The 17,886-nt window shown below is 73.1% G+C and carries 17 protein-coding genes and 1 tRNA gene; 15 read left to right on the top strand and 3 right to left on the bottom strand.

Features of this window, described 5'->3' with window-relative positions:
* Nucleotides 1–71: 71 nt before the first annotated feature.
* Nucleotides 72–145, top strand: a tRNA-Pro gene (locus FYX01_RS21785).
* A 100-nt stretch (nucleotides 146–245) separates the two neighbouring features.
* On the opposite strand, the gene FYX01_RS21780 is transcribed toward FYX01_RS21785, so the two are convergent.
* Nucleotides 246–443, bottom strand: coding sequence for a hypothetical protein (locus FYX01_RS21780; protein ID WP_150244315.1), 198 nt, complete (start codon nucleotides 441–443; stop codon nucleotides 246–248).
* A gap of 350 nt (nucleotides 444–793) precedes the next feature.
* Here FYX01_RS21780 and FYX01_RS21775 point away from each other — a divergent pair, with 350 nt between their 5' ends.
* From FYX01_RS21775 to FYX01_RS21765, 3 genes are all read left to right on the top strand, one after another.
* Nucleotides 794–1,798, top strand: a complete 1,005-nt coding sequence (locus tag FYX01_RS21775) for an arabinan endo-1,5-alpha-L-arabinosidase (protein ID WP_150244313.1) — start codon at nucleotides 794–796, stop codon at nucleotides 1,796–1,798.
* A 358-nt stretch (nucleotides 1,799–2,156) separates the two neighbouring features.
* Nucleotides 2,157–2,969, top strand: coding sequence for an alpha/beta fold hydrolase (locus tag FYX01_RS21770; RefSeq protein WP_150244360.1), 813 nt, complete (start codon nucleotides 2,157–2,159; stop codon nucleotides 2,967–2,969).
* The gene (locus FYX01_RS21765) at nucleotides 2,966–4,264 is read left to right on the top strand and encodes a PP2C family protein-serine/threonine phosphatase (RefSeq protein WP_223830590.1); all 1,299 of its coding nucleotides are present in this window, start codon (nucleotides 2,966–2,968) and stop codon (nucleotides 4,262–4,264) included. The genes FYX01_RS21770 and FYX01_RS21765 overlap by 4 nt, the downstream gene beginning before the upstream one ends.
* 4 nt (nucleotides 4,265–4,268) lie before the next feature.
* Here the strand turns inward: FYX01_RS21765 and FYX01_RS21760 are convergent, their stop codons facing one another.
* Nucleotides 4,269–5,456, bottom strand: coding sequence for an AI-2E family transporter (locus tag FYX01_RS21760; protein WP_394350497.1), 1,188 nt, complete (start codon nucleotides 5,454–5,456; stop codon nucleotides 4,269–4,271).
* 404 nt (nucleotides 5,457–5,860) lie between these two features.
* Between FYX01_RS21760 and FYX01_RS21755 the strand changes: the two genes are divergently transcribed.
* Nucleotides 5,861–6,877 carry a coiled-coil domain-containing protein gene (locus tag FYX01_RS21755; RefSeq protein ID WP_150244309.1) on the top strand — a complete coding sequence of 339 codons (1,017 nt, stop codon included), beginning with the start codon at nucleotides 5,861–5,863 and terminating at the stop codon, nucleotides 6,875–6,877.
* Between the two features lie 115 nt (nucleotides 6,878–6,992).
* Here FYX01_RS21755 and FYX01_RS21750 read toward each other — a convergent pair whose 3' ends face one another.
* Complete coding sequence (locus tag FYX01_RS21750; RefSeq protein WP_150244307.1) at nucleotides 6,993–7,931, bottom strand: carbohydrate kinase family protein; 939 nt, start codon at nucleotides 7,929–7,931, stop codon at nucleotides 6,993–6,995.
* A 76-nt stretch (nucleotides 7,932–8,007) separates the two neighbouring features.
* Between FYX01_RS21750 and FYX01_RS21745 the strand changes: the two genes are divergently transcribed.
* The 10 genes from FYX01_RS21745 to FYX01_RS21700 all read left to right on the top strand — a co-directional run bounded on the left by FYX01_RS21745 (nucleotide 8,008) and on the right by FYX01_RS21700 (nucleotide 17,624).
* A complete protein-coding gene (locus FYX01_RS21745) occupies nucleotides 8,008–8,607 on the top strand; it encodes an HD domain-containing protein (RefSeq protein WP_150244305.1) in 600 nt (199 codons plus the stop codon).
* Between the two features lie 154 nt (nucleotides 8,608–8,761).
* Complete coding sequence (locus FYX01_RS21740; protein ID WP_150244303.1) at nucleotides 8,762–9,112, top strand: NADH-quinone oxidoreductase subunit A; 351 nt, start codon at nucleotides 8,762–8,764, stop codon at nucleotides 9,110–9,112.
* Nucleotides 9,103–10,206, top strand: a complete 1,104-nt coding sequence (locus FYX01_RS21735; protein ID WP_150244301.1) for a hypothetical protein — start codon at nucleotides 9,103–9,105, stop codon at nucleotides 10,204–10,206. The genes FYX01_RS21740 and FYX01_RS21735 overlap by 10 nt, the downstream gene beginning before the upstream one ends.
* A complete protein-coding gene (locus tag FYX01_RS21730; RefSeq protein WP_150244299.1) occupies nucleotides 10,203–11,129 on the top strand; it encodes an NADH-quinone oxidoreductase subunit H in 927 nt (308 codons plus the stop codon). The genes FYX01_RS21735 and FYX01_RS21730 overlap by 4 nt, the downstream gene beginning before the upstream one ends.
* Before the next feature lie 8 nt (nucleotides 11,130–11,137).
* The gene (locus FYX01_RS21725) at nucleotides 11,138–11,701 is read left to right on the top strand and encodes an NADH-quinone oxidoreductase subunit J (protein ID WP_150244297.1); all 564 of its coding nucleotides are present in this window, start codon (nucleotides 11,138–11,140) and stop codon (nucleotides 11,699–11,701) included.
* Entirely contained in the window at nucleotides 11,698–12,015 is a 318-nt protein-coding gene (locus tag FYX01_RS21720) for an NADH-quinone oxidoreductase subunit NuoK (protein WP_150244295.1), read from the top strand. The genes FYX01_RS21725 and FYX01_RS21720 overlap by 4 nt, the downstream gene beginning before the upstream one ends.
* On the top strand, nucleotides 12,012–13,877 hold the full coding sequence (locus FYX01_RS21715) for a proton-conducting transporter transmembrane domain-containing protein (RefSeq protein ID WP_150244293.1): 1,866 nt from the start codon (nucleotides 12,012–12,014) through the stop codon (nucleotides 13,875–13,877). Before FYX01_RS21720 ends, FYX01_RS21715 begins: the two co-directional genes overlap by 4 nt.
* Before the next feature lie 3 nt (nucleotides 13,878–13,880).
* The gene (locus FYX01_RS21710; protein ID WP_150244291.1) at nucleotides 13,881–15,392 is read left to right on the top strand and encodes a complex I subunit 4 family protein; all 1,512 of its coding nucleotides are present in this window, start codon (nucleotides 13,881–13,883) and stop codon (nucleotides 15,390–15,392) included.
* A gap of 5 nt (nucleotides 15,393–15,397) precedes the next feature.
* Nucleotides 15,398–16,804, top strand: coding sequence for an NADH-quinone oxidoreductase subunit N (locus FYX01_RS21705; RefSeq protein WP_150244356.1), 1,407 nt, complete (start codon nucleotides 15,398–15,400; stop codon nucleotides 16,802–16,804).
* Between the two features lie 73 nt (nucleotides 16,805–16,877).
* Entirely contained in the window at nucleotides 16,878–17,624 is a 747-nt protein-coding gene (locus FYX01_RS21700) for an IclR family transcriptional regulator (RefSeq protein ID WP_150244289.1), read from the top strand.
* The last annotated feature ends 262 nt before the right edge of the window (nucleotides 17,625–17,886 follow it).

Here is a 17,886-nt window from a genome sequence, read left to right as displayed (position 1 = left end):
TTCGAGAGCGCCGCCGAATGCGATACAGTTTCACCTGTTGGCGGCGCCGGAGACGGTGTCCGCGCGACGGACGGGACGTAGCGCAGTTTGGTAGCGCACTTGACTGGGGGTCAAGGGGTCGTGGGTTCAAATCCCGCCGTCCCGACAGAGAAGTAGCAGGTCGTAGAGGGGTCCGCCCGAGGGCGGGCCTCTTTCTGCGTTCCATGTGGGGTGGAAGTGGGGCTGCGACCGGGGCATGTGGGCCGTCAGCCCACGTCGTTGAGGATGTCGTCCATGGCCTTGGCCGCGGAGCGGCGCACCGGCCTCCGTTGGCGGTGGTAGACGCGTTCGGTGGTGTCGCCCCCGTCGTCCGGCGGCGGGACCGTGCCTCCCGGGCCCCTTCGGCTCTCGTCGGCGCCCTGACGGAAACCCAAGGTGATCAGTCGTACTCGAAAGGTACGCATAGGAGGGTTGACGCCGAAAAACCGCTACTTTACGATGCATGAACAATTACGAAGCGTGTTCATGATATTCAACGACAACCGCTGGCGCCACCCCCACTCCACGGCGCATGACCCCCTTGCGGAGTTCTCGTGCACGCACTTCCCGAGATGCTGGTCGTCGGCACCGGACGCTTTTCGCGTGCGCGGAATGTTAGCGCTAACAATCTGCGTTTCCCCATAGTTCCGCCGCGTCCGGCCCCGTGACCTCGGCGCTTTCGGACACCTGCCCGGTACCGATTCCGACCTCGTGGTCCACCGACCCGGCCCCGACACTCCTCACACCCCCCGACCGAGCCCGAGGAGGCTTTCCCATGACCGAACACCCGAGCACCCCCTCCGTGCCCCCCACACCCCTCTCACGCCGCAGGCTGCTGGGTGCCGCTCTGGCGACGGGAGCACTGGCCGCGGCCCCGGCCGGTGTCGCCGCGGCCGCCGCCTACCCCGGCCCCGGCCACGTGACCGGGGACGTTCGGATGCACGACCCGTCCTTCGTCAAACGGCCCGACGGCGGCTACCTGGTCGCCCACACCGGCAACGAGGTGGCCCTGAAGACCTCGGCCGACCGGACCGCCTTCAGCGACGCCGGCGTGGCCTTTCCCGGCGGCGCCCCGTGGACCAGTCCCTACACCGGCGGTGCGCGCAACCTGTGGGCGCCGCACCTGTCCCACCACAACGGGCGGTACCACCTCTACTACTCCGCCTCCACCTTCGGCTCCAACCGGTCGGCGATCTTCCTGGCGACCAGCGCCAGCGGGCACTCCGGAACCTGGCGTGACGAGGGCCTGGTCGTCGAGTCGTTCACCTCCGACGACTTCAACGCCATCGACCCCCACCTGCAGGTGGACGACCAGGGCCGCTGGTGGCTGGCGTTCGGCTCGTTCTGGTCGGGGATCAAGATGGTGCGCCTCGACCCGGCGACCGGTAAGCGCTACGACGGCGCCCTGCACGCGATCGCCGGCCGCGGCGGCGGCGCCATCGAGGCTCCGACCCTCTTCCACCGCGGCGGCTGGTACTACCTGTTCGTCTCCTTCGACCTGTGCTGCCGCGGGGCCGACAGCACCTACCGCGTCATGGTCGGCCGCTCCAGGAGCATCACCGGCCCCTACCGGGACCGTGCCGGCGCCGCCATGACCTCGGGCGGCGGCACCGAGGTCCTGGCCGGCCACGGCGGCGTCCACGGCCCCGGGCACCAGGACGTCTTCGCCGACACCGACAGCGACATCCTCGCCTACCACTACTACGCCGACGACGGCACGGCGCTGCTGGGAGTGAACTGGCTCGGCTGGGACTCCTCCGGCTGGCCCCACGTGCACTGACACCGGTCCCGGTCCCCGGGCCCGTCCGTCCGGTCCCGGGCCGCCGTCGGGCTGACCGACGCCCTCACCGGCCTCCGGCCCGCCCCGGTCACCGATCCCGGCGCGGGCCGGTCGGGGGCCCGCGCTCCGAGAACCCGTAGGCCGAGGCCGTCGACACTCCTCCACGGTCCACGGTCACGGACCGGTGCGGCGCCCGCGGCGCCGAACGCCCCCCGACCCCGCCACCGTGAGTACGGGGAGGCCGCGTGGTCCGCGCCGCCCGGCGGGCGGCGGATGCACCGGATCCGGTCCTTCAACGTGGTGGTATGTGACCCGATACCCTTTTCGGGTGGGTCGGTTGGGGGAAAGGATGACCGATATGGACGTCCTGCGCAGGAACAACGTCACAATCACCGGTGTCGCCGACGGGCCGGTGGTCGTGCTGGCCCACGGATTCGGCTGCGACCAGAACATGTGGCGCCTCGTCGTCCCGGCCCTGGCCGAGCGGTATCGGGTGGTGCTGTTCGACTACGTCGGTTCCGGAGGGGCGGACCCCTCCTCCTGGAGCGAGGAGAGGTACTCCACCCTGGAGGGCTACGCCCAGGACGTGGTGGAGGTCTGCCGGGAACTGGAGCTGGACCGGGCGGTGTTCGTGGGGCACTCGGTCAGCGCCATGGTCGGCGTTCTGGCCGCGCGGGCGGTGCCCGAGCGGATCCGGGCGCTGGTGATGGTGGCCCCCTCACCCCGCTACATCGACGACGAGGGCTACCGCGGAGGCTTCACCGCGGGAGACATCGACGAACTGCTGGACTCGCTGGAGTCGAACTACCTGGGCTGGTCATCGGCCGTGGCACCCATGATCATGGGCACTCCCGAGCGGCCGGAGCTGGAACAGGAACTGACCGACAGCTTCTGCGCCACCGACCCCGACATGGCCCGGGTCTTCGCCCGCACCACCTTCCTGTCCGATAACCGCGCGGACCTGGGAGAAGTGGAGGTCCCGACGCTGGTCCTGGAGTCCGCCCGGGACCTCATCGCCCCGCGCGAGGTCGGCGCCTTCGTCCACAGCGCGGTCCCCTCCTCCCGGCTGGTCACCCTGGACGCCACCGGCCACTGCCCGCACCTGAGCGCGCCGCGGGCCACCACGGCGGCGGTACTGGACTTCCTGGAGGACCTGTGGCCCGCCGGGTGAGAGAAGGGCCCGAGCCGCTCGGGGCCGACGCGGAGGCGGCCCTCGCCGCACTGCCGGAGGACAGCGCCGAGGAACTCTACGAATCCGCCCCCTGCGGGTACCTGTCGACGCTCATGGACGGCACGATCGTCAGGATCAACGGCACGCTGCTGGAGTGGCTCGGCCTGGAACGCGAAACCGTGGTGGGACGTATGCGCTTCGCCGACCTGCTCACCGTGGGCGGCAGGCTCTACCACGAGACGCACTTCGCGCCCCTGCTGCACATGCGGGGCGAGGTCAGCGGCATCGCCCTGGAGATGAGGACCTCCGACGGCAGCCGCCTTCCGGTGCTGGTCTCCTCCGTCGTCAGACAGGGCGGAGGAGGTAGTCCGTCGCTGATCCGCGCCACCGTCTTCGACGCCACCGACCGCCGCTCCTACGAGGAGGAGCTGCTGCGCCGCCGCAGGGAGGCCGACCAGGCCCGCGCCGAGGCGGAACAGGAGCGCCTGCGGGCCGAGGCCGACCGGGCCCGCCTGACGGAGGCGCTCGCCGTCCTGCGGAAGTCCTTCCTGCCCGACACCCTGCCCGACGTACCGGGTATGGAGACGGCCGCCTACTACCACACCGCCTCCCCCGACCAGTTGGGCGGCGACTTCTACGACCTCCTCCCCCTCGGCGACACACGCTGGGTGTTCTTCCTCGGCGACGTGTCCGGCAAGGGCCCCGAGGCCGCGACCCTGACCTCCCAGAGCCGCTACGCCCTGCGCGCCGCCGCCCTCCACTCACCCGAGCCGGCCGACGCCCTGGCCACGCTGAACACCGTCCTCCTGGACCGCTACGCCGACAACGGCGACCCCCGCTACTGCACCGCCGTCTTCGGCGTCCTCGAACCCGGCGGCGACACCGGCCGCGCCCGTGTCCGCCTCGCCTCCGGCGGCCACCCTCCAGCCCTGGTCGTGCGCGCCGACGGACGGGCCGACTTCCTGCCCACCCCCGGCGGGATGCTCGTCGGCGTACTGCCCGACGCCCACTTCGCCACCACCGGGACCACCCTCGCCCCCGGCGACACCCTCCTGCTCTACACCGACGGCCTGACCGAGGCCCGCACGGGGCCCGGGAGCGACTCCCTGTACGGCGAGGACGCCCTGCGCTCCTTCGCCGCCGACCACGCCCCCTCCACGCCCGGCGACATGGTCAACGCCCTGACCGAGCTGCTGCGGGGATTCGGCGACGGCCTCGGCGATGACACCGCCCTCCTCGCGTTCGGCGTCCCCGCCTCCCGTCCGGTGACGGACACCCCGCCAGGGAAGCCCTGAGACCTCACCCGCCGGGCGGCGGCCCCTCCGGAGCCGGGCCGCCGGGAGGTGTGCGCGGACCCGCGTCGCCGTCGCCGTCCCCGTCCGGTGAGGGGCCGCCCTCCTCCTCGAAGCCGGCTTCCACCCGCTCGACGCCCCCGCCGCTGTCCAGCAGGGGATGCTCCTCGACCTCGTAGCGCCTGATGTAGATACTGAGGAACGCCTGCAGGCTCGCGCCGATGGGGAGGGCGAGCAGCGCGCCCGGAGCGCCCATGATCGCCATGCCCGCGAGTACCGAACCGAACGCCACCGCCGGGTGCATGTCGAGCGTCCTGGCCGTGATGCGGGGCTGCAGCAGGTAGTTCTCGAACTGCTGGTAGACGATGACGAACGCGAGCACCCACACGGCCTGCCACGGGCCCTGCAACAGTGCCACCAGCACGGGGACGGCACCGCCGATGTAGGTGCCGATGGTGGGGATGAACTGCGACAGCACCCCCACCCACAGCGCGAGGGCGAACGCGAACGGGATGTCCAGGACCACCAGGACCAGGTAGTGCGCGACAGTGCAGACCAGCGCCATGAGAGCCCGGGAGTAGAGGTAACCGCCCGTCTTGGCGATCGCGATCTCCCACGCCCGCAGCACCTCGCGCTGGGTGCGCGGCGGCAGGACCGAGCAGGTCACGCGGCGGAAGCGCGGCCCGTCGGCGCACAGGTAGAAGGTGAAGAGCGCGATCGTCAGCCCGTTGAACAGCATGGCCAGGACCGTCGTCCCGGCTCCCCAGACGTTGTTGGCGATGCTCGTCGCGTACTGTTCGACCAGCCCGCTCGCGCTGGAGACCTCCTCGATCAGGTTCGTGGGGGAGAAGGACGTGTCGAACGTGGTGTTGACCCAGTTCAGCGCGGCGCGTGTCATTCCCGGCAGCTCGTCGGCGAACGCCAGCACCTGCCCGATCAGCATCGAGCCGAGCAGGCTGAGGAAGGCGAGGACCGACAGCAGTACGAGAGTCATCACCGTTCCCGTGGCCGGACCGCGCGGCCACCGGCGCTGGTGCAGCCAGTTGACCGCGGGTTCCAGCGCCAGCGCGAGGAACAGCGAGATCAGCAGCAGCACGATGATGCTCTGCAGCTGGAGGAACAGCCACAGGGCGATACCGAAGGCCGTGACGACCCACATGGTCAGCATCAGCGCCCGGGGAAGCCACCTCGGCACGGTGCTTCCCTGCTCGGGGCGCGGAGTCCGGTGCGATTCCGGTGGAGTGCTCGTGCGCAAGCTGGAACTTCCTTCTCTCAGCGGCCCTCGGGGCCCTTCCCGCGTACGGCGGACGATATCCGGTCCCTCGGGGGTGGAACCGCCATGTGGACGTCCGACACGGTCGGGGCGCGGACGCGCTCCGCCGGAGCCCTCCCGTCCAGCGGACCCACATCACAAGAACAGCATTAGGTATATGACGGTTAGATCTCGTATTGTCTCCTGTGCACCCGCCGACCCGTAGGCACCTTCCCGTTGGTGCCGTGCGATGGGCGAACCGGCGCCGGGCTCCCCCCAGCCCCGCCTCACCACCCTCTTGCCCCTCGCTCGTCGGGCTCGTTCGCGGTACGACCCATGGAGCTCGCATGAACCGGAACTTCCTCCCCTCACCGACCGACGCCTCGTCCCGTCGGGGCGTGCGTTCGGGCGCGGCGACCCTCGCGCTGGCCCTGGCCGCCGTCCTCGTCGCGCCGTCGGCCGCCCACGCCGCGCCCGACGACGCGGACATCGACGACCTCAACGGGAGGGCGGAGGAACTGGAGGAGACCTACGAGGGCGAACTCCTCCAGTACAACGAGATCAAGGAACGCGCCGAACAGGCGAAGGAGGAACTGGAGGAGGTCGATGAGGAACTGGAGGGGTCCCGCTCCAGCGTCGTCCAGATCGCCGCCAGCCAGTACAAGAGCTCAGGTCTGGACCCCACGCTGGAGGTGCTCTTCACCGCCTCCCCCGAGGACCTGTTCCAGGACACCGCCACCATGGAGCAGTTGGGACGCCAGCAGGCCGGCCAGATCTCCGAGCTCGTCCAGCTCCAGGAGGAGAGGCAGGAGGTCTCGGAGGAGGCCGACAAGGAGCTCTCCGAGGCCGAGGAGCTGATCGACACACTGGAGGAGGAGCGCGACGAGGTCGAGGAGGCCATCGAGCGCTACGAGGCCGAACAGGTCCCCGAGGAGCCGGAGGAGCCGGAGGAGCCCGCGGCGCCGTCGGGCGGGAGCACCGGCGGCACCGTCCCCGAGAGCCTCAAGGGGTGGGGCTTCGACGGTGCGACGCCGCGCATGGCCGCGATCCGCGACGAGATCATCCTCAACGTCGGCTCCCCCTACGAGGTGGGCTGCGCGCGCAGCAGCAGCGACGACCACGGGACGGGGCAGGCCTGCGACTTCATGGTGTCGGTGATCGGCACGCACCCGAGCGCGCAGAACCGGGCGACCGGGAACGCGATGGCCCAGTACGCGATCGACAACGTGGACCGTCTCGGCGTCAAGTACGTGATCTGGGAACAGCGGATCTGGCACTCGACCAACCGCCAGTGGGTGGCGATGAACAACCGCGGCAGCGTCACGGAGAACCACTACGACCACGTGCACGTCTCGTCCTACTGACGCCCGGCCTCCCGAGACGGGCTCCCCGCCGTTCGGCTCCCGCGCGCGGGGCCCCGCCCGCCCCGGGCCGGTCGGTCGCCGCGACCACCGCGTCCGAAGGGGAGGAGCGCGGTGCTCACGGCTCCACAGCCCCGAAGAAGGCCGCGCGGGCCCGCTCCCCGACCTCGCGCAGCGAGACGGGATCCGCGAACTCCGTGTGGGTACCGGCACTGCCGCAGGCGAACGCGCCCGCCACGGCCCCGGACAGGACGCACTCACCGATTGCCCGGTCCTCCAGGTAGGAGTACAGGAACGCCGCGACGAAGGCGTCGCCCGCACCGTTGCTGTCCACGACCGGGCGTTCGGGGGGTGCCGCCGGGTAGTGCCTGGGAGCGGGCTCCCCGCGCACCAGTACGTGGCAGCCCCGCTCGCCGTCGGTGGCGACGGCGACCCGTGCCCGCCCACGGTCGACGATGCCGTGCAGCACGTGGGGAACGCGGTCGCGGATCGCCGCGGCGCTGAGGAACACCAGGTCCGAGCGCAGCGCGTAGGAGAGGTGGTGCGGGTTCTCCCCGTCCCAGTCGTGCAGGTCCGTGGAACTGGAGAGGCCGAGCGCCTCGACGTCCTCGTACATGTCCCTGTTGTGGCCGATGATGGACATGTGTACGTGCCGGGAGCGTTCCAGGTGGGGCAGGTAGAAGGCGCGGGGCAGGCGCAGGTCGGCCGGGTGGCGGCCGTCGTAGAAGGAGAAGCGGCGTCCCCCGGGGTCCACCAGGTTGATGCCCCGGGGCGTGCCGTGCGCGGAGACGACCCGGCTGAAGTCGAGGCCGATCCCGGCGTAGGCGTCCAGGACCATCCGGCCCTGGGCGTCGTCCCCCAGGAAGTCGATGAACTTGGTGGACGTCCCCAGGGTGTGGCAGCCGACCGCCACTCCGTTGCCGGTGTGGGCGACGTAGTCGTGCACCGGCGGGACACCCGCGGAGTCGCCTTCGGGGACCTCCAGGGCGTCGACGCGGACGATGGTGTCCACGCCGGCCCCTCCGGCGACCAGGACGTCGTACCTCGGGTCGTTCATGAGCTCCGCTCGTTTCTCTCGGGCCTGACGGGCACGTGCCGCGGGGGTGCGCGCGTCAACGAATAGAGTCCCCCGTATGCAGATCCCGACCGACGGGGAGATCCGCTCCCTGCACCTGGAGCACGCGCCCACACGCGAAGCCTTCGACCTTGTGTACACGCACTGCCGGATCGTGTGCGAACTGGCCGAGCACATCGTCCGCGCCGACTCCCTTCCTCTGGACGTGGGCCTGGTACGGGCGGGCTGCCTCCTGCACGACATCGGGGTGTACCGCCTCTTCGACGGATCCGGAGAGCTCGACCGCGCGCGGTACGTGCGCCACGGGGTGCTCGGACACGAACTGCTGGCGGAGGAGGGCTACCCCGAGGCGCTGTGCCGGTTCTGCTCGTGCCACACGGGGGTGGGCATCACCAGGGACGACGTGCACATGCGGGGCCTGCCGATCCCGGTCGACGACTACCTTCCCGGGACGCCTGAGGAGGAGGTCGTCATGTACGCGGACAAGTTCCACAGCAAGGCGGATCCGCCGGTGTTCCTGACCGCGGGGGCCTACACGCGCAAGGTGAGCGGGTTCGGGCCGGACAAGGCCGCGCTGTTCGGGGCCATGGTGGAGCGGTTCGGCGAACCCGACGTGGCGGGGATCGCCCACGGGTACGGGCACACGGTCCTCGACTGATCTCCTCTCCCCCTCCGGCGCGGATCCGCGCCCTCGCGTGTCCCTCCCCGGATCCGGCCCCGCCCCCTCCTAGCCTGAGAGCCGGTGTGGACCGTGGTTCCGACGGCGACCGCCGAGGACGGGCAGACGCGCCTCGGCGGGGGAGGGGGAGCGCATGGACTCGTTCGGGCCGGTGCTCGTCCTCGCCGGGATCGCGGCCGCGCTGGTCCTGGGCCTCTACGCGCTCTCGGCGGCGGTACGCCTGCGGCGGACGCCCGTGTCCTGCGAACCGTTCCTGTCGGGCGCGGCCGTGACCGAGCACGCGGTCTCCCGGTACCACGTGCGCTGGTACACGGTGACACTGCTCTTCCTGGCCTTCGACATGGAGATGGTCTTCATGTACCCCTGGGTGCTCGTCGTGGCGGACAAGGGGGCACCCGCCGTCGTGGAGATGTTCGCCTTCCTCGCCGTCCTGGTCGCGGCCGTCGTCTACGCGTGGCGGGAGGGGGCGTTCCGGTGGACGTGACCGGATGGCTGCTGCGCCGCGCCGCCCCGTGCGCCTTCGTCGTCACGGCGATCGGCGGTACCGGAGCGCGGCTGGCCGTGGAGAGGGCCGTGCGCGAACGCGGCTGGCGTCAGGCGCTGGCCCCCGCCGAGGCCGACCTGCTGGTGGTGTGCGGCCCCGCGGACCCCGAGCTCGACGAGATGCTGGACCGGGTCTGGGGACAGATGCCCGGTCCGCGCGCCCGCGCGCGTGTCCCCTCCCCGGAGCGGGCGGTCGCGGCCCTGGAGCGCGCCCGCGCCGACCTGCTCGACGTCGCCGCCCAGCGCCGCGACGCCGACGAGCGCGACCGGGCCGCACGCGAGCGGGCCGAGGCCGCCGGTGAGGAGCACATGCCCGGCGGCCTGCCCATGGCGGACCGGGGCGAGGACCGCGACGGCCTGGCACTCGACCAGCTGCACCTCGCCCTCGGCCCGGCCCTGGCCGACTGGCCCGCCGGGCTGTCCCTGCGGGTGGTGCTCCAGGGGGACGTGGTGCAGGAGGCACGGGTCCACCTCGTCGGGGCACGGAAGGGCCCCTCCTTCTGGGACGCGCCTCGGGACGTGCCTCGGGACGGGCCGCGCGCCGCCGAGCGGAGCCCCGGGCGCCCGTGGACCACGGCGGCGTCCGCCCTGGACGCGGCGCAGCGCCTGCTGTCCGTGGCGGGCTGGCCCGCCGCCGCCCTGACGGGACGCCGACTGCGCGACGCGTTACTGGAGTCCGACACCGGTCCGGGTACCGGGGCGGAGCTGCGCCGCTGGCTGCGCGGGGTGCGCCGCTCGCGCCTGCTGCGCTGGGCCACCGACGGTCTCGGAGCGGTCGGAGACCACGCCCCCGAGGAGCTGCGCGGCGACGTCACCGACCGCTGGTCGCGCTGGCTGGAGCGGATCGAGACGGCGGTGGAGCCCGGCCGGTCCGCCTCCGCCCCGGTCCCCGCCCCCGGCACCGCCCGGGCGGCCCTGGACCTGGTGCCCGAACTCGTCGTCGGCCGGGAACTGGCGGCGGCACGGCTCATCGTGGCCTCACTCGACCCCGACACCGAGGCCGTCGGCGCCCGCGTCCCGGAGCGTGACACGTGAGCGGGGCCGCGCCGCTGTGGACCGTCCTGCTCGTGCCCGTGCTGCTGTTCGCCTTCGGCTACGGCGCCGCGGCGGGGACGGCGGCGCTTCGCGCGCGGGCCGCGGGAACCGCCCCGGCGGCGGGGCTGACCGCCCCGGCGCGGGAGTCGGCCCGACTGCTCGTGCAGCGGCGCAGGACGATCCCCGGCGCGGACACGCTGCTGTGGCGGCTGGGAGGCGCGCTGGTTCCGGTGGCCGCCGTCCTGGCGGCGCTGGTCGTCCCGCTCGGCTCGATGGCGGTCGGCGACCTGTCCGTCGGCGTCGTGTGGTTCAACGCCATGGAGGTGGTGCTCTGGGCAGCGCTGTGGATGCTCGGCTGGGGAGCCGACTCGGCCTGGGGCCTGGTCGGGGGCTACCGGTTCCTCGTCCAGGGGCTCTCCTACGAGCTGCCGCACATGTTCGCCCTGACCGCCGCGGCCCTGGGCGCGGGCTCGCTGCGCGTGAGCGACGTCGTCGCGGCCCAGGAGCAGGTCTGGTTCGCCGTCCTGATGCCCGCGGCCTTCGCGGTCTACCTCGTCTCGGCGCTGGCCATGGCCTTCTGGGGCCCCTTCGGAACGCCCGTGGGGCGGGACCTGGCCGGGGGAGCGGCCGCGGAGCTGTCGGGGGTGGACCTCCTGGTCCTTCGCGCGGGGCGGTACGTGTTCCTCGCGGTGGTGGCCGCGATGGCGGTACCGCTCTTCCTGGGCGGCGGCGCGGGCCCGCTCCTGCCCGGCTGGGCGTGGACGCTGGTCAAGACGGCCGGGGTCGTGGCGCTCCTGGTCTGGCTGGGGCACCGGCTGCCCGCGGTGCGGATGGACCGGTTCACCGAGGTGGGCTGGGTGGTCCTCGTCCCGGTGACCCTCCTGCAGGTCCTCGTGGTCGCCGTGTTCGTGCTGACGCGTTAGGGGGAGCAGTGACCGAGACGGTGGTGTTCGCGGTCTGCGCCGTGTGCGCGGTCGCGTCCGGTGCCGCGGTGTTCGTGGTGGACTCCATGGCCAGGGCGACCTTCGCGCTGCTGGCGTCCTTCCTCCTCACCGCCGCGGCGATCCTGCTCCTGGGCCTGTCCTACCTGGGCGTGCTGGTCGTCCTCATGATGATCATGGAGATGATGGTGATGGCCGTCTTCATGATCATGTACATGATGAACCCGGCCGGGCTGATGCCGATGACCATGGTGCACAACAAGGCCGGCTCCCTGGTCGTGTCCGTGGGGGTGTTCCTGCTGCTGGCCGCGGGGGCCGTGTTCGTGCCCTGGCCCGAGCGGACGGGCGAGCCCCCCGCCGACCCCACGCTCGCTCTGGGCGAGGCGGTCATGGGGGAGCACATGCTCGTCATGATGCTCGTGGGCCTGGTGCTGTTCGCGACCATGGTGGCCGCCACCGTGCTCACCACGCACCGGGGCCGCTACGAGCGCTACGGCGACGACCTGCGGCGCGAGAGCCCCGACGACCCGATCGGCGGTGGGCTCGACCGATGATCCTGGAGGCGTACCTTCTCCTGGCGGCCGCGCTGTTCTCGGTGGGGCTCTTCGGCGCGCTCAGCCAGCAGTCCGTGGTCATGGTGATGATGGGCCTGGAGCTGATGGTCAACGCCGTCATCGTCGCCGCGGCGTCCCTGTGGTTCTTCGTCTCGCCAGAGCGGGCCGACGGGCAGGTCCTGGTCCTGGTCGCCGTCACCGCGATGGCCGTGGAGATGGCGATGGGCTTCGCCGTCACCACGGCCATCTTCCGCGCGCGCGACGTCGACATGGTCGACATGGCCGCGGACCTCGGGGACGGTGGCGACCGGTGACGGCCTCCCTGTGGGCGCTGGTGGGCCTGCCCGCCGCGGTGGGCGCGGTCCTGCTGGTGGCGGGCAGGCGCGCCGATCCGGTCGCCGCGCCCTGCGCCGTCGCCGCCGCGGGCCTGACGCTGGTCGCGGCCGGCGCCGCGGCGGTGTTCCGGCCGGGCATGTCCGTGCCGATGCTCGCGGGCATCCCCGCGGGCCTGGCCGTGGACGGCCTGTCGGCGGTCGCGGTGCTCACCGTGGCCGCCGTCGCCACGGCGGTCGTCCTCTCCGCCTCGGCCGAGATGGGGACCGACCAGGCACGCGGCCGCTTCTTCGGCCTCATGCTGCTCTTCACGGCGGCGATGCTCACCACCGTGACCGCCACCGACCTGTTCACGCTGCTCGCGGCGTGGGAGGTCATGGGCGCCCTCTCCTACGCCCTCATCGGCTACTGGTGGGGCGAGGCCTCCCGCGTCCGCTCGGCGGCGCTGGCCTTCGTCACCACGCGGACCGGGGACCTGGGCCTGTACCTGGCCGCCGGGGCGGCCCTGGCCGGGGGCGCCGGCGCGCTCCAGCTCTCCGGCCTGGCAGCCCTGGACGGCGGCTGGCGGGACGCGGCCGTGGCCGGGGTGGTCCTCGCCGCGCTGGGAAAGTCCGCGCAGCTGCCGTTCAGCTTCTGGCTCTCGCACGCGATGGCCGGTCCCACACCGGTCTCGGCCCTCCTGCACTCGGCCACGATGGTCGCGGCGGGGGGCTACCTGCTGGTGCGGACCGAACCCGCGCTGGCGGCCACGGCGTGGGCGGGTCCGACCCTGGTCTGGGCCGGCGCGGTCACCGCGCTGCTGCTGGGGGCGGTGGCCTTCCACCAGCCCGACCTCAAGCAGCTGCTGGCCGCCTCGACCTGCTCACAGCTGGGCTTCGTCGTCATGGCGGCGGGCGCGGGCAGCGTGGGCGGGGGGATGCTGCAGTTCACCGCGCACGCCGCGGCCAAGAGCCTGCTGTTCCTGTGCGCCGGGATGTGGCTGGCCGCCCGGGGCACCCGGGAACTGGGCGGTCTGCGCGGAGCCGCGCGCCGACGCCCCCTGGCCGGGGCGGCCTTCACGGTCGGCGCCCTGGCGGTCGCCGGGCTGCCCCCGCTTCCGCTGTGGACGGCCAAGGACGAGGTGCTCGCCGCGGCGCTGCGCCTGGGGCCCGCCCCGTACGCGGCGGGTCTGGCGGCGTCGGCCGTGGGCGCGGCCTACGCCGCTCGGGCCCTGGCCGCGGTCTGGTCCCCGGCGCCGGAGGGGGAGGGCGGTGCGTTCCGGCGCGGCCCCGACCACCGGTGGTCCCCGTCCGAGGCACTGCCGCCGGCCGCGCTGGCCGCCGCCACGGTGGGGCTCGGCGTCCTGGTCCTTCCCGCGGCGGCGCGGTGGTGGCGCGCGCTGCTGGGAGCCGTGGGCGAACCGGCGCCCCCGGCATGGGAGACGGCGGTGTCCGGCCTGCTGGCCGCCGCGGTGCTCACCGCCACCTGGTGGGTGTGCGCACGCGGCCGTGCGGAGGCCGTGCCCGGCAGACGGTGGCTGGGCGGCTGGCTCGGCCTGGAGACGGCGGCCATCACCCTGCTCGTCAGGCCCGTGACGGCGCTCGCCCAGGCCCTGGCCGCCTTCGACGACCGGGTGCTCGCCCGGGGCGTGCGCTCCTGCGCGGGCGGGGTGGCACGCGCCGCTGACCTGGCCCGGAGCCGGGGCGAGAGGGGGGCCGACGGAACGGTGCGCGCGGTCGCCTCCGGTGCGCGGACCCTGGCCGCGTGGGCGCTGCGCCCCCAGACCGGACTGCTGCACCAGTACTACGTCCAGGCCGTCATCGCACTCGTCGTCCTGGCCGCCGTCGTCGTCCTGATGAGGTGAGGCGTGCTCTCCGTCGTCGTGTTCCTGCCCCTGGCCGCGGGCCTGGTACTGCTGGTCCTGCCGCGTCCGCGCGACGGGACGGTGGCTCGGACCTGGGTCGCGGCGTCGGCACTGGACCTGGCACTCGTCATCGGCCTGTGGGCGTACCACCCGTCCGCCTCCGGCTCCCCGGGAGCGGTGACCGGCCCCCTGGCCTACGAGGAACGGGTGCTCTGGATCCCCAGCGTCGGCGCCTCCTACCACGTCGGCGTCGACGGGCTCTCCCTGCCGCTGATGGCCATGACGGCGGTGCTCTTCCTGGCGTGCGCGGTCCACTCCCTGCGCCAGCGCGTGCGCACCCGCGCCCACGCCGTCCTCTTCCTGTTCCTGCAGACGGTCTCGACGGGGCTGTTCTGCGCGCTGGACCTGCTGCTGTTCTTCGTCTTCTTCGACCTGTCCATCGTCGGGATGTACTTCGTCATCGCGGGCTGGGGGCACGGGAGGCCGGCCCGTTCGGCGCTGCAGTTCTTCCTCTACACCTTCTTCGGGTCGCTGGCACTGCTGCTGGGCTTCATCGGCCTGTACGTGTCCTCCGATCCCCGCACCTTCGACATGGTGGAGCTGGCGGGCCAGACCCCGCTGGAGGGCCGGGAACCGGCGGGCGGACTGGTGCTGCTGGCCATCGGCGTGGGGCTGGCCGTCAAGACGCCCACGGTCCCCTTCCACACCTGGCTGCCTCCGGCGCACACCGACGCGCCCGCGGCCGGGTCGGCGATCCTGGCCGGGGTCCTGCTGAAGATGGGCACCTACGGGTTCGTGCGCATCGCGATGCCGATCCTGCCGGGCGCCTGGAGCGACCACGCGATGGTCATCGTGGTCGTCGGTGTGGTCTCGGTCCTGTACGGCGCGCTCGTCGCGCTCGCCCAGACCGACTTCAAGCGCATGGTCGCCTACACCTCCGTCAACCACATGGGCTACATCATCCTGGGGCTGGGCGCCGCCGGCCTGGCCACGGGCGCGCAGTCCGGCGCGGCGTCACTGGCGATCACCGGCGGGGTCACGCAGATGGTCAGCCACGGCCTGCTCACGGGCGCGCTGTTCCTGCTGGCCGGTGTGCTGCACGACCGGGCCGACACCTACGACATGGGCTCCTACGGCGGCCTGGCCGCGAGGGCCCCGCGCTTCGCCGCCCTTGCGGCCGTGGCCTTCTTCGGCTCCCTGGGACTGCCGGGCCTGTCGGGGTTCATCGCCGAGTTCCAGATCTTCGCGGGCAGCCTCGGCCCGGTCCCGGTGGCCACGGCGCTGGCGCTGCTGGGCATCCTCATCACCGCGGCCCTGTTCCTGCGCGCGCTGCGGCGACTGTTCCTGGGAGGACCGGGACCGTGCACGGACCGCGTCGGCGACCTGTCCGCACGGGAGTCCGCCGCGATCGCGCCGCTCCTGGCCCTGGCCGTCCTCATCGGCCTCCTGCCCCGCTTCCTGCTCGACCGCGTCGAACCCGCGGCCCGGGCCCTGGCCGCTCTGGTGTCCGGGTGAGCGGCATGGAGGGAGTCGACCCGCTCACCCTGCTGCCCGAGCTGATCCTGGCGCTCGCCGCGGTGGGCGCGCTCCTGCTCGGGAGCTGGACGCCCCGGCGCCGGCAGGGGCGCGTCCGCCTGTGCGTGACCGCGGCGCTGCTGGCCGCGCTGGCCGCCACGGTCGTGGCGGCGGCGACCGGGACCGGGTCGGACTCGGGCGGCCACACCGTGGACACCGCCACGCACGCGGTGCGCGTCGTGGTGCTCGTGGGCGTCCTGGCCACGGTCCTGCTGGCCGCCGACACCTTCGCCTCCCACCCGCGGGAGTCGGAGTTCCACGTCCTGCTGCTGCTCGCGGCCCTGGGCGCGGTGGCGCTGGCGGGCGCGAACGACCTGCTGGTGCTCTCCGTGGCCTACCTCCTGGCGAGCATCCCCCTCTACGCGCTGGTCGGCTTCGCCAAGGACGCCACGGGGACCGAGGCGGCGCTGAAGTTCTATCTCCTGGGCGCCCTGTCGGGGATCCTGCTGCTGACAGGGGCCACCCTGCTGCTCGGGGCGGGCGGCACCACCGGCTACGCGGGTCTGGCGGACGCTCTGCCCGAAGCGCCGCGCGCCCTCGTGGCCGCCGGTGTCGTCGCGGTGCTGGCGGGGCTGCTGTTCAAGGCCGGGGGAGTGCCCGTCCACTTCTGGGTGCCCGACGTCGCCGAGGGCGCCCCGGCACCCGTGGCCGCCTTCGTCACCACCGTGCCCAAGATCGGCGCGCTGGTGGCCCTGTACCGGTTGGGCGACCAGGTGCTGGCCGGGGCCGCGCTGGACTGGGCGCCGCTGGCCGCGCTCCTGGCCGCGGCGTCGATGACCCTGGGCAACCTGGGCGCCTTCCTCCAGACGGACGCGCGGCGCCTGCTGGGCTACTCCACCATCAGCCAGGTCGGCTACCTGCTGATGGCCGCGGCCGCGGTGGAGGGCCGGGCGGAACCGGTCCAGCCGGGGCTGCTGTTCTACCTGTGCGCCTACACGGCGGCCAACCTCGGGGCGTTCGCGGTCGTGTGCGCCCTGCGGACCCGGACACTGCGGGACCACGCGGGCCTCTTCCGCGACCATCCCTGGCTCGCGCTGAGCCTGGTCGTGTGCCTGCTCGGCCTCGTGGGCACCCCGCCCACGGCGGTGTTCGTCGGCAAGCTCGCCCTCTTCACCGCGGCGCTGGAGGCGGGCCTGGGCTGGCTCATGGTGCTGGCCGCCGTCAACACCGTCGCCAGCCTCTTCTACTACCTGCGCTGGATCCTGCCCCTCTTCCGCGCCTCCGGGGAGCCGTCGGAGGAGGGCGGCCGGCCGGAGTCCCCGGGCCGGTGGAGCACGGGCGTGGCCGTCACCGCCGCGGCCGCCTCCCTGGGGCTGGGCGTCGCGGCGGGCCCGGTCCTGGGCCTTTTGTAGCGGGCCGTACCGGACCGACGCGGTGGCCCGGCCCGGGTGGACTCCGCCGAGGCCCGGGGTGGACACTGCTGCCGTGGTCAAAGCAGCGAATGGGGAGTCCGTGCTGTCCCGGGTGGTGCGCGTCCTGGAGGCCTTCGACTCCGAGCACCCGACACTGCGGGTCTCCCAGATAGCGCGGCGCGCCGGCCTGCACGTGGCCACCGCCTCCCGCCTCGTGGAGGAACTGGTGCGGCACGGGTGGCTGGAGCGCGGTCCCGACCGCCACGTCCGCGTGGGCGTGCGCATGTGGGAGGTGGCCGTGCGCTCCTCGCCCGCCCTGGGCCTGCGCGAGACGGTCGGACCGTTCATGGAGGACCTGCACGCGGTGGTGGGCCAGCACACCCAGATCGGCGTCCTCCAGGACGAGGAGGTCCTGTTCGTCGAGCGCCTCTCCGCCCCGGGCGCGGTCGTCAACGTCACCCGGATCGCCGGACGGCTGCCGCTGTACGCCTCCTCCTCGGGCCTGGTCCTGCTCGCCCACGCCCCCGCGCCGCTCCAGGAGCGGATCCTGGCGGGGCCCTTCCACGCCTACACCGCGAACACGGTCGCCGACGCCCGGCGCCTGCGCTCCCTGCTGGCCGAGATCCGCAGGTCCGGCTACGTGCTGTCCCGGGGGTTCATCGACGAGGAGACGGCCGGTATCGCCGCCCCCGTACGCGACTCCACCGGAGCGGTGGCCGCCGCGCTGTCGGTGGTCGTGCCCAACGACGAGCGCGCCGTCCTCGCGGTCCCGGCGGTACGCACCGCCGCGCGCTCCGCCTCCCGTGCCATGGGCGCCTGAGGGCGCCGGGGCGTGTCCGGCGGATACACACCCCGCTCCCTCCGGCCCGGGAGCAGAGTCCTTCTCTCAAACAGTGAGAAGCTTCTGGTGGAGCCGGTCACACGTGGTGCATCGTCGACACACCCGGGTTCCCAGGGGCGGCGGCCGACACCGCACCCGCCCGGACCGCGGGGGCGCCGCCGACCGCGCTCGCGGGGGCGGTCGGACCGAGGCCCTCAGCGCCGCCCGCCGCCACGACGACACGCCGCGCGTTCGGGGCTTC

Origin of the sequence: Nocardiopsis quinghaiensis (assembly GCF_008638365.1) — a bacterium.
GTDB lineage: Bacteria > Actinomycetota > Actinomycetes > Streptosporangiales > Streptosporangiaceae > Nocardiopsis > Nocardiopsis quinghaiensis.
Note: the sequence above shows the minus strand (reverse complement) of the source record. Positions and strands in the feature narration are given on the sequence as shown.

What these genes read in the sequence shown, in the direction of transcription:
- FYX01_RS21780 (WP_150244315.1), bottom strand. Translation starts at nt 443, where the DNA reads ATGCGTACCTTTCGAGTACGACTGATCACCTTGGGTTTCCGTCAGGGC.
- FYX01_RS21775 (WP_150244313.1), top strand. Translation starts at nt 794, where the DNA reads ATGACCGAACACCCGAGCACCCCCTCCGTGCCCCCCACACCCCTCTCA.
- FYX01_RS21770 (WP_150244360.1), top strand. Translation starts at nt 2,157, where the DNA reads ATGGACGTCCTGCGCAGGAACAACGTCACAATCACCGGTGTCGCCGAC.
- FYX01_RS21755 (WP_150244309.1), top strand. Translation starts at nt 5,861, where the DNA reads ATGAACCGGAACTTCCTCCCCTCACCGACCGACGCCTCGTCCCGTCGG.
- FYX01_RS21750 (WP_150244307.1), bottom strand. Translation starts at nt 7,931, where the DNA reads ATGAACGACCCGAGGTACGACGTCCTGGTCGCCGGAGGGGCCGGCGTG.
- FYX01_RS21745 (WP_150244305.1), top strand. Translation starts at nt 8,008, where the DNA reads ATGCAGATCCCGACCGACGGGGAGATCCGCTCCCTGCACCTGGAGCAC.
- FYX01_RS21740 (WP_150244303.1), top strand. Translation starts at nt 8,762, where the DNA reads ATGGACTCGTTCGGGCCGGTGCTCGTCCTCGCCGGGATCGCGGCCGCG.
- FYX01_RS21720 (WP_150244295.1), top strand. Translation starts at nt 11,698, where the DNA reads ATGATCCTGGAGGCGTACCTTCTCCTGGCGGCCGCGCTGTTCTCGGTG.
- FYX01_RS21705 (WP_150244356.1), top strand. Translation starts at nt 15,398, where the DNA reads ATGGAGGGAGTCGACCCGCTCACCCTGCTGCCCGAGCTGATCCTGGCG.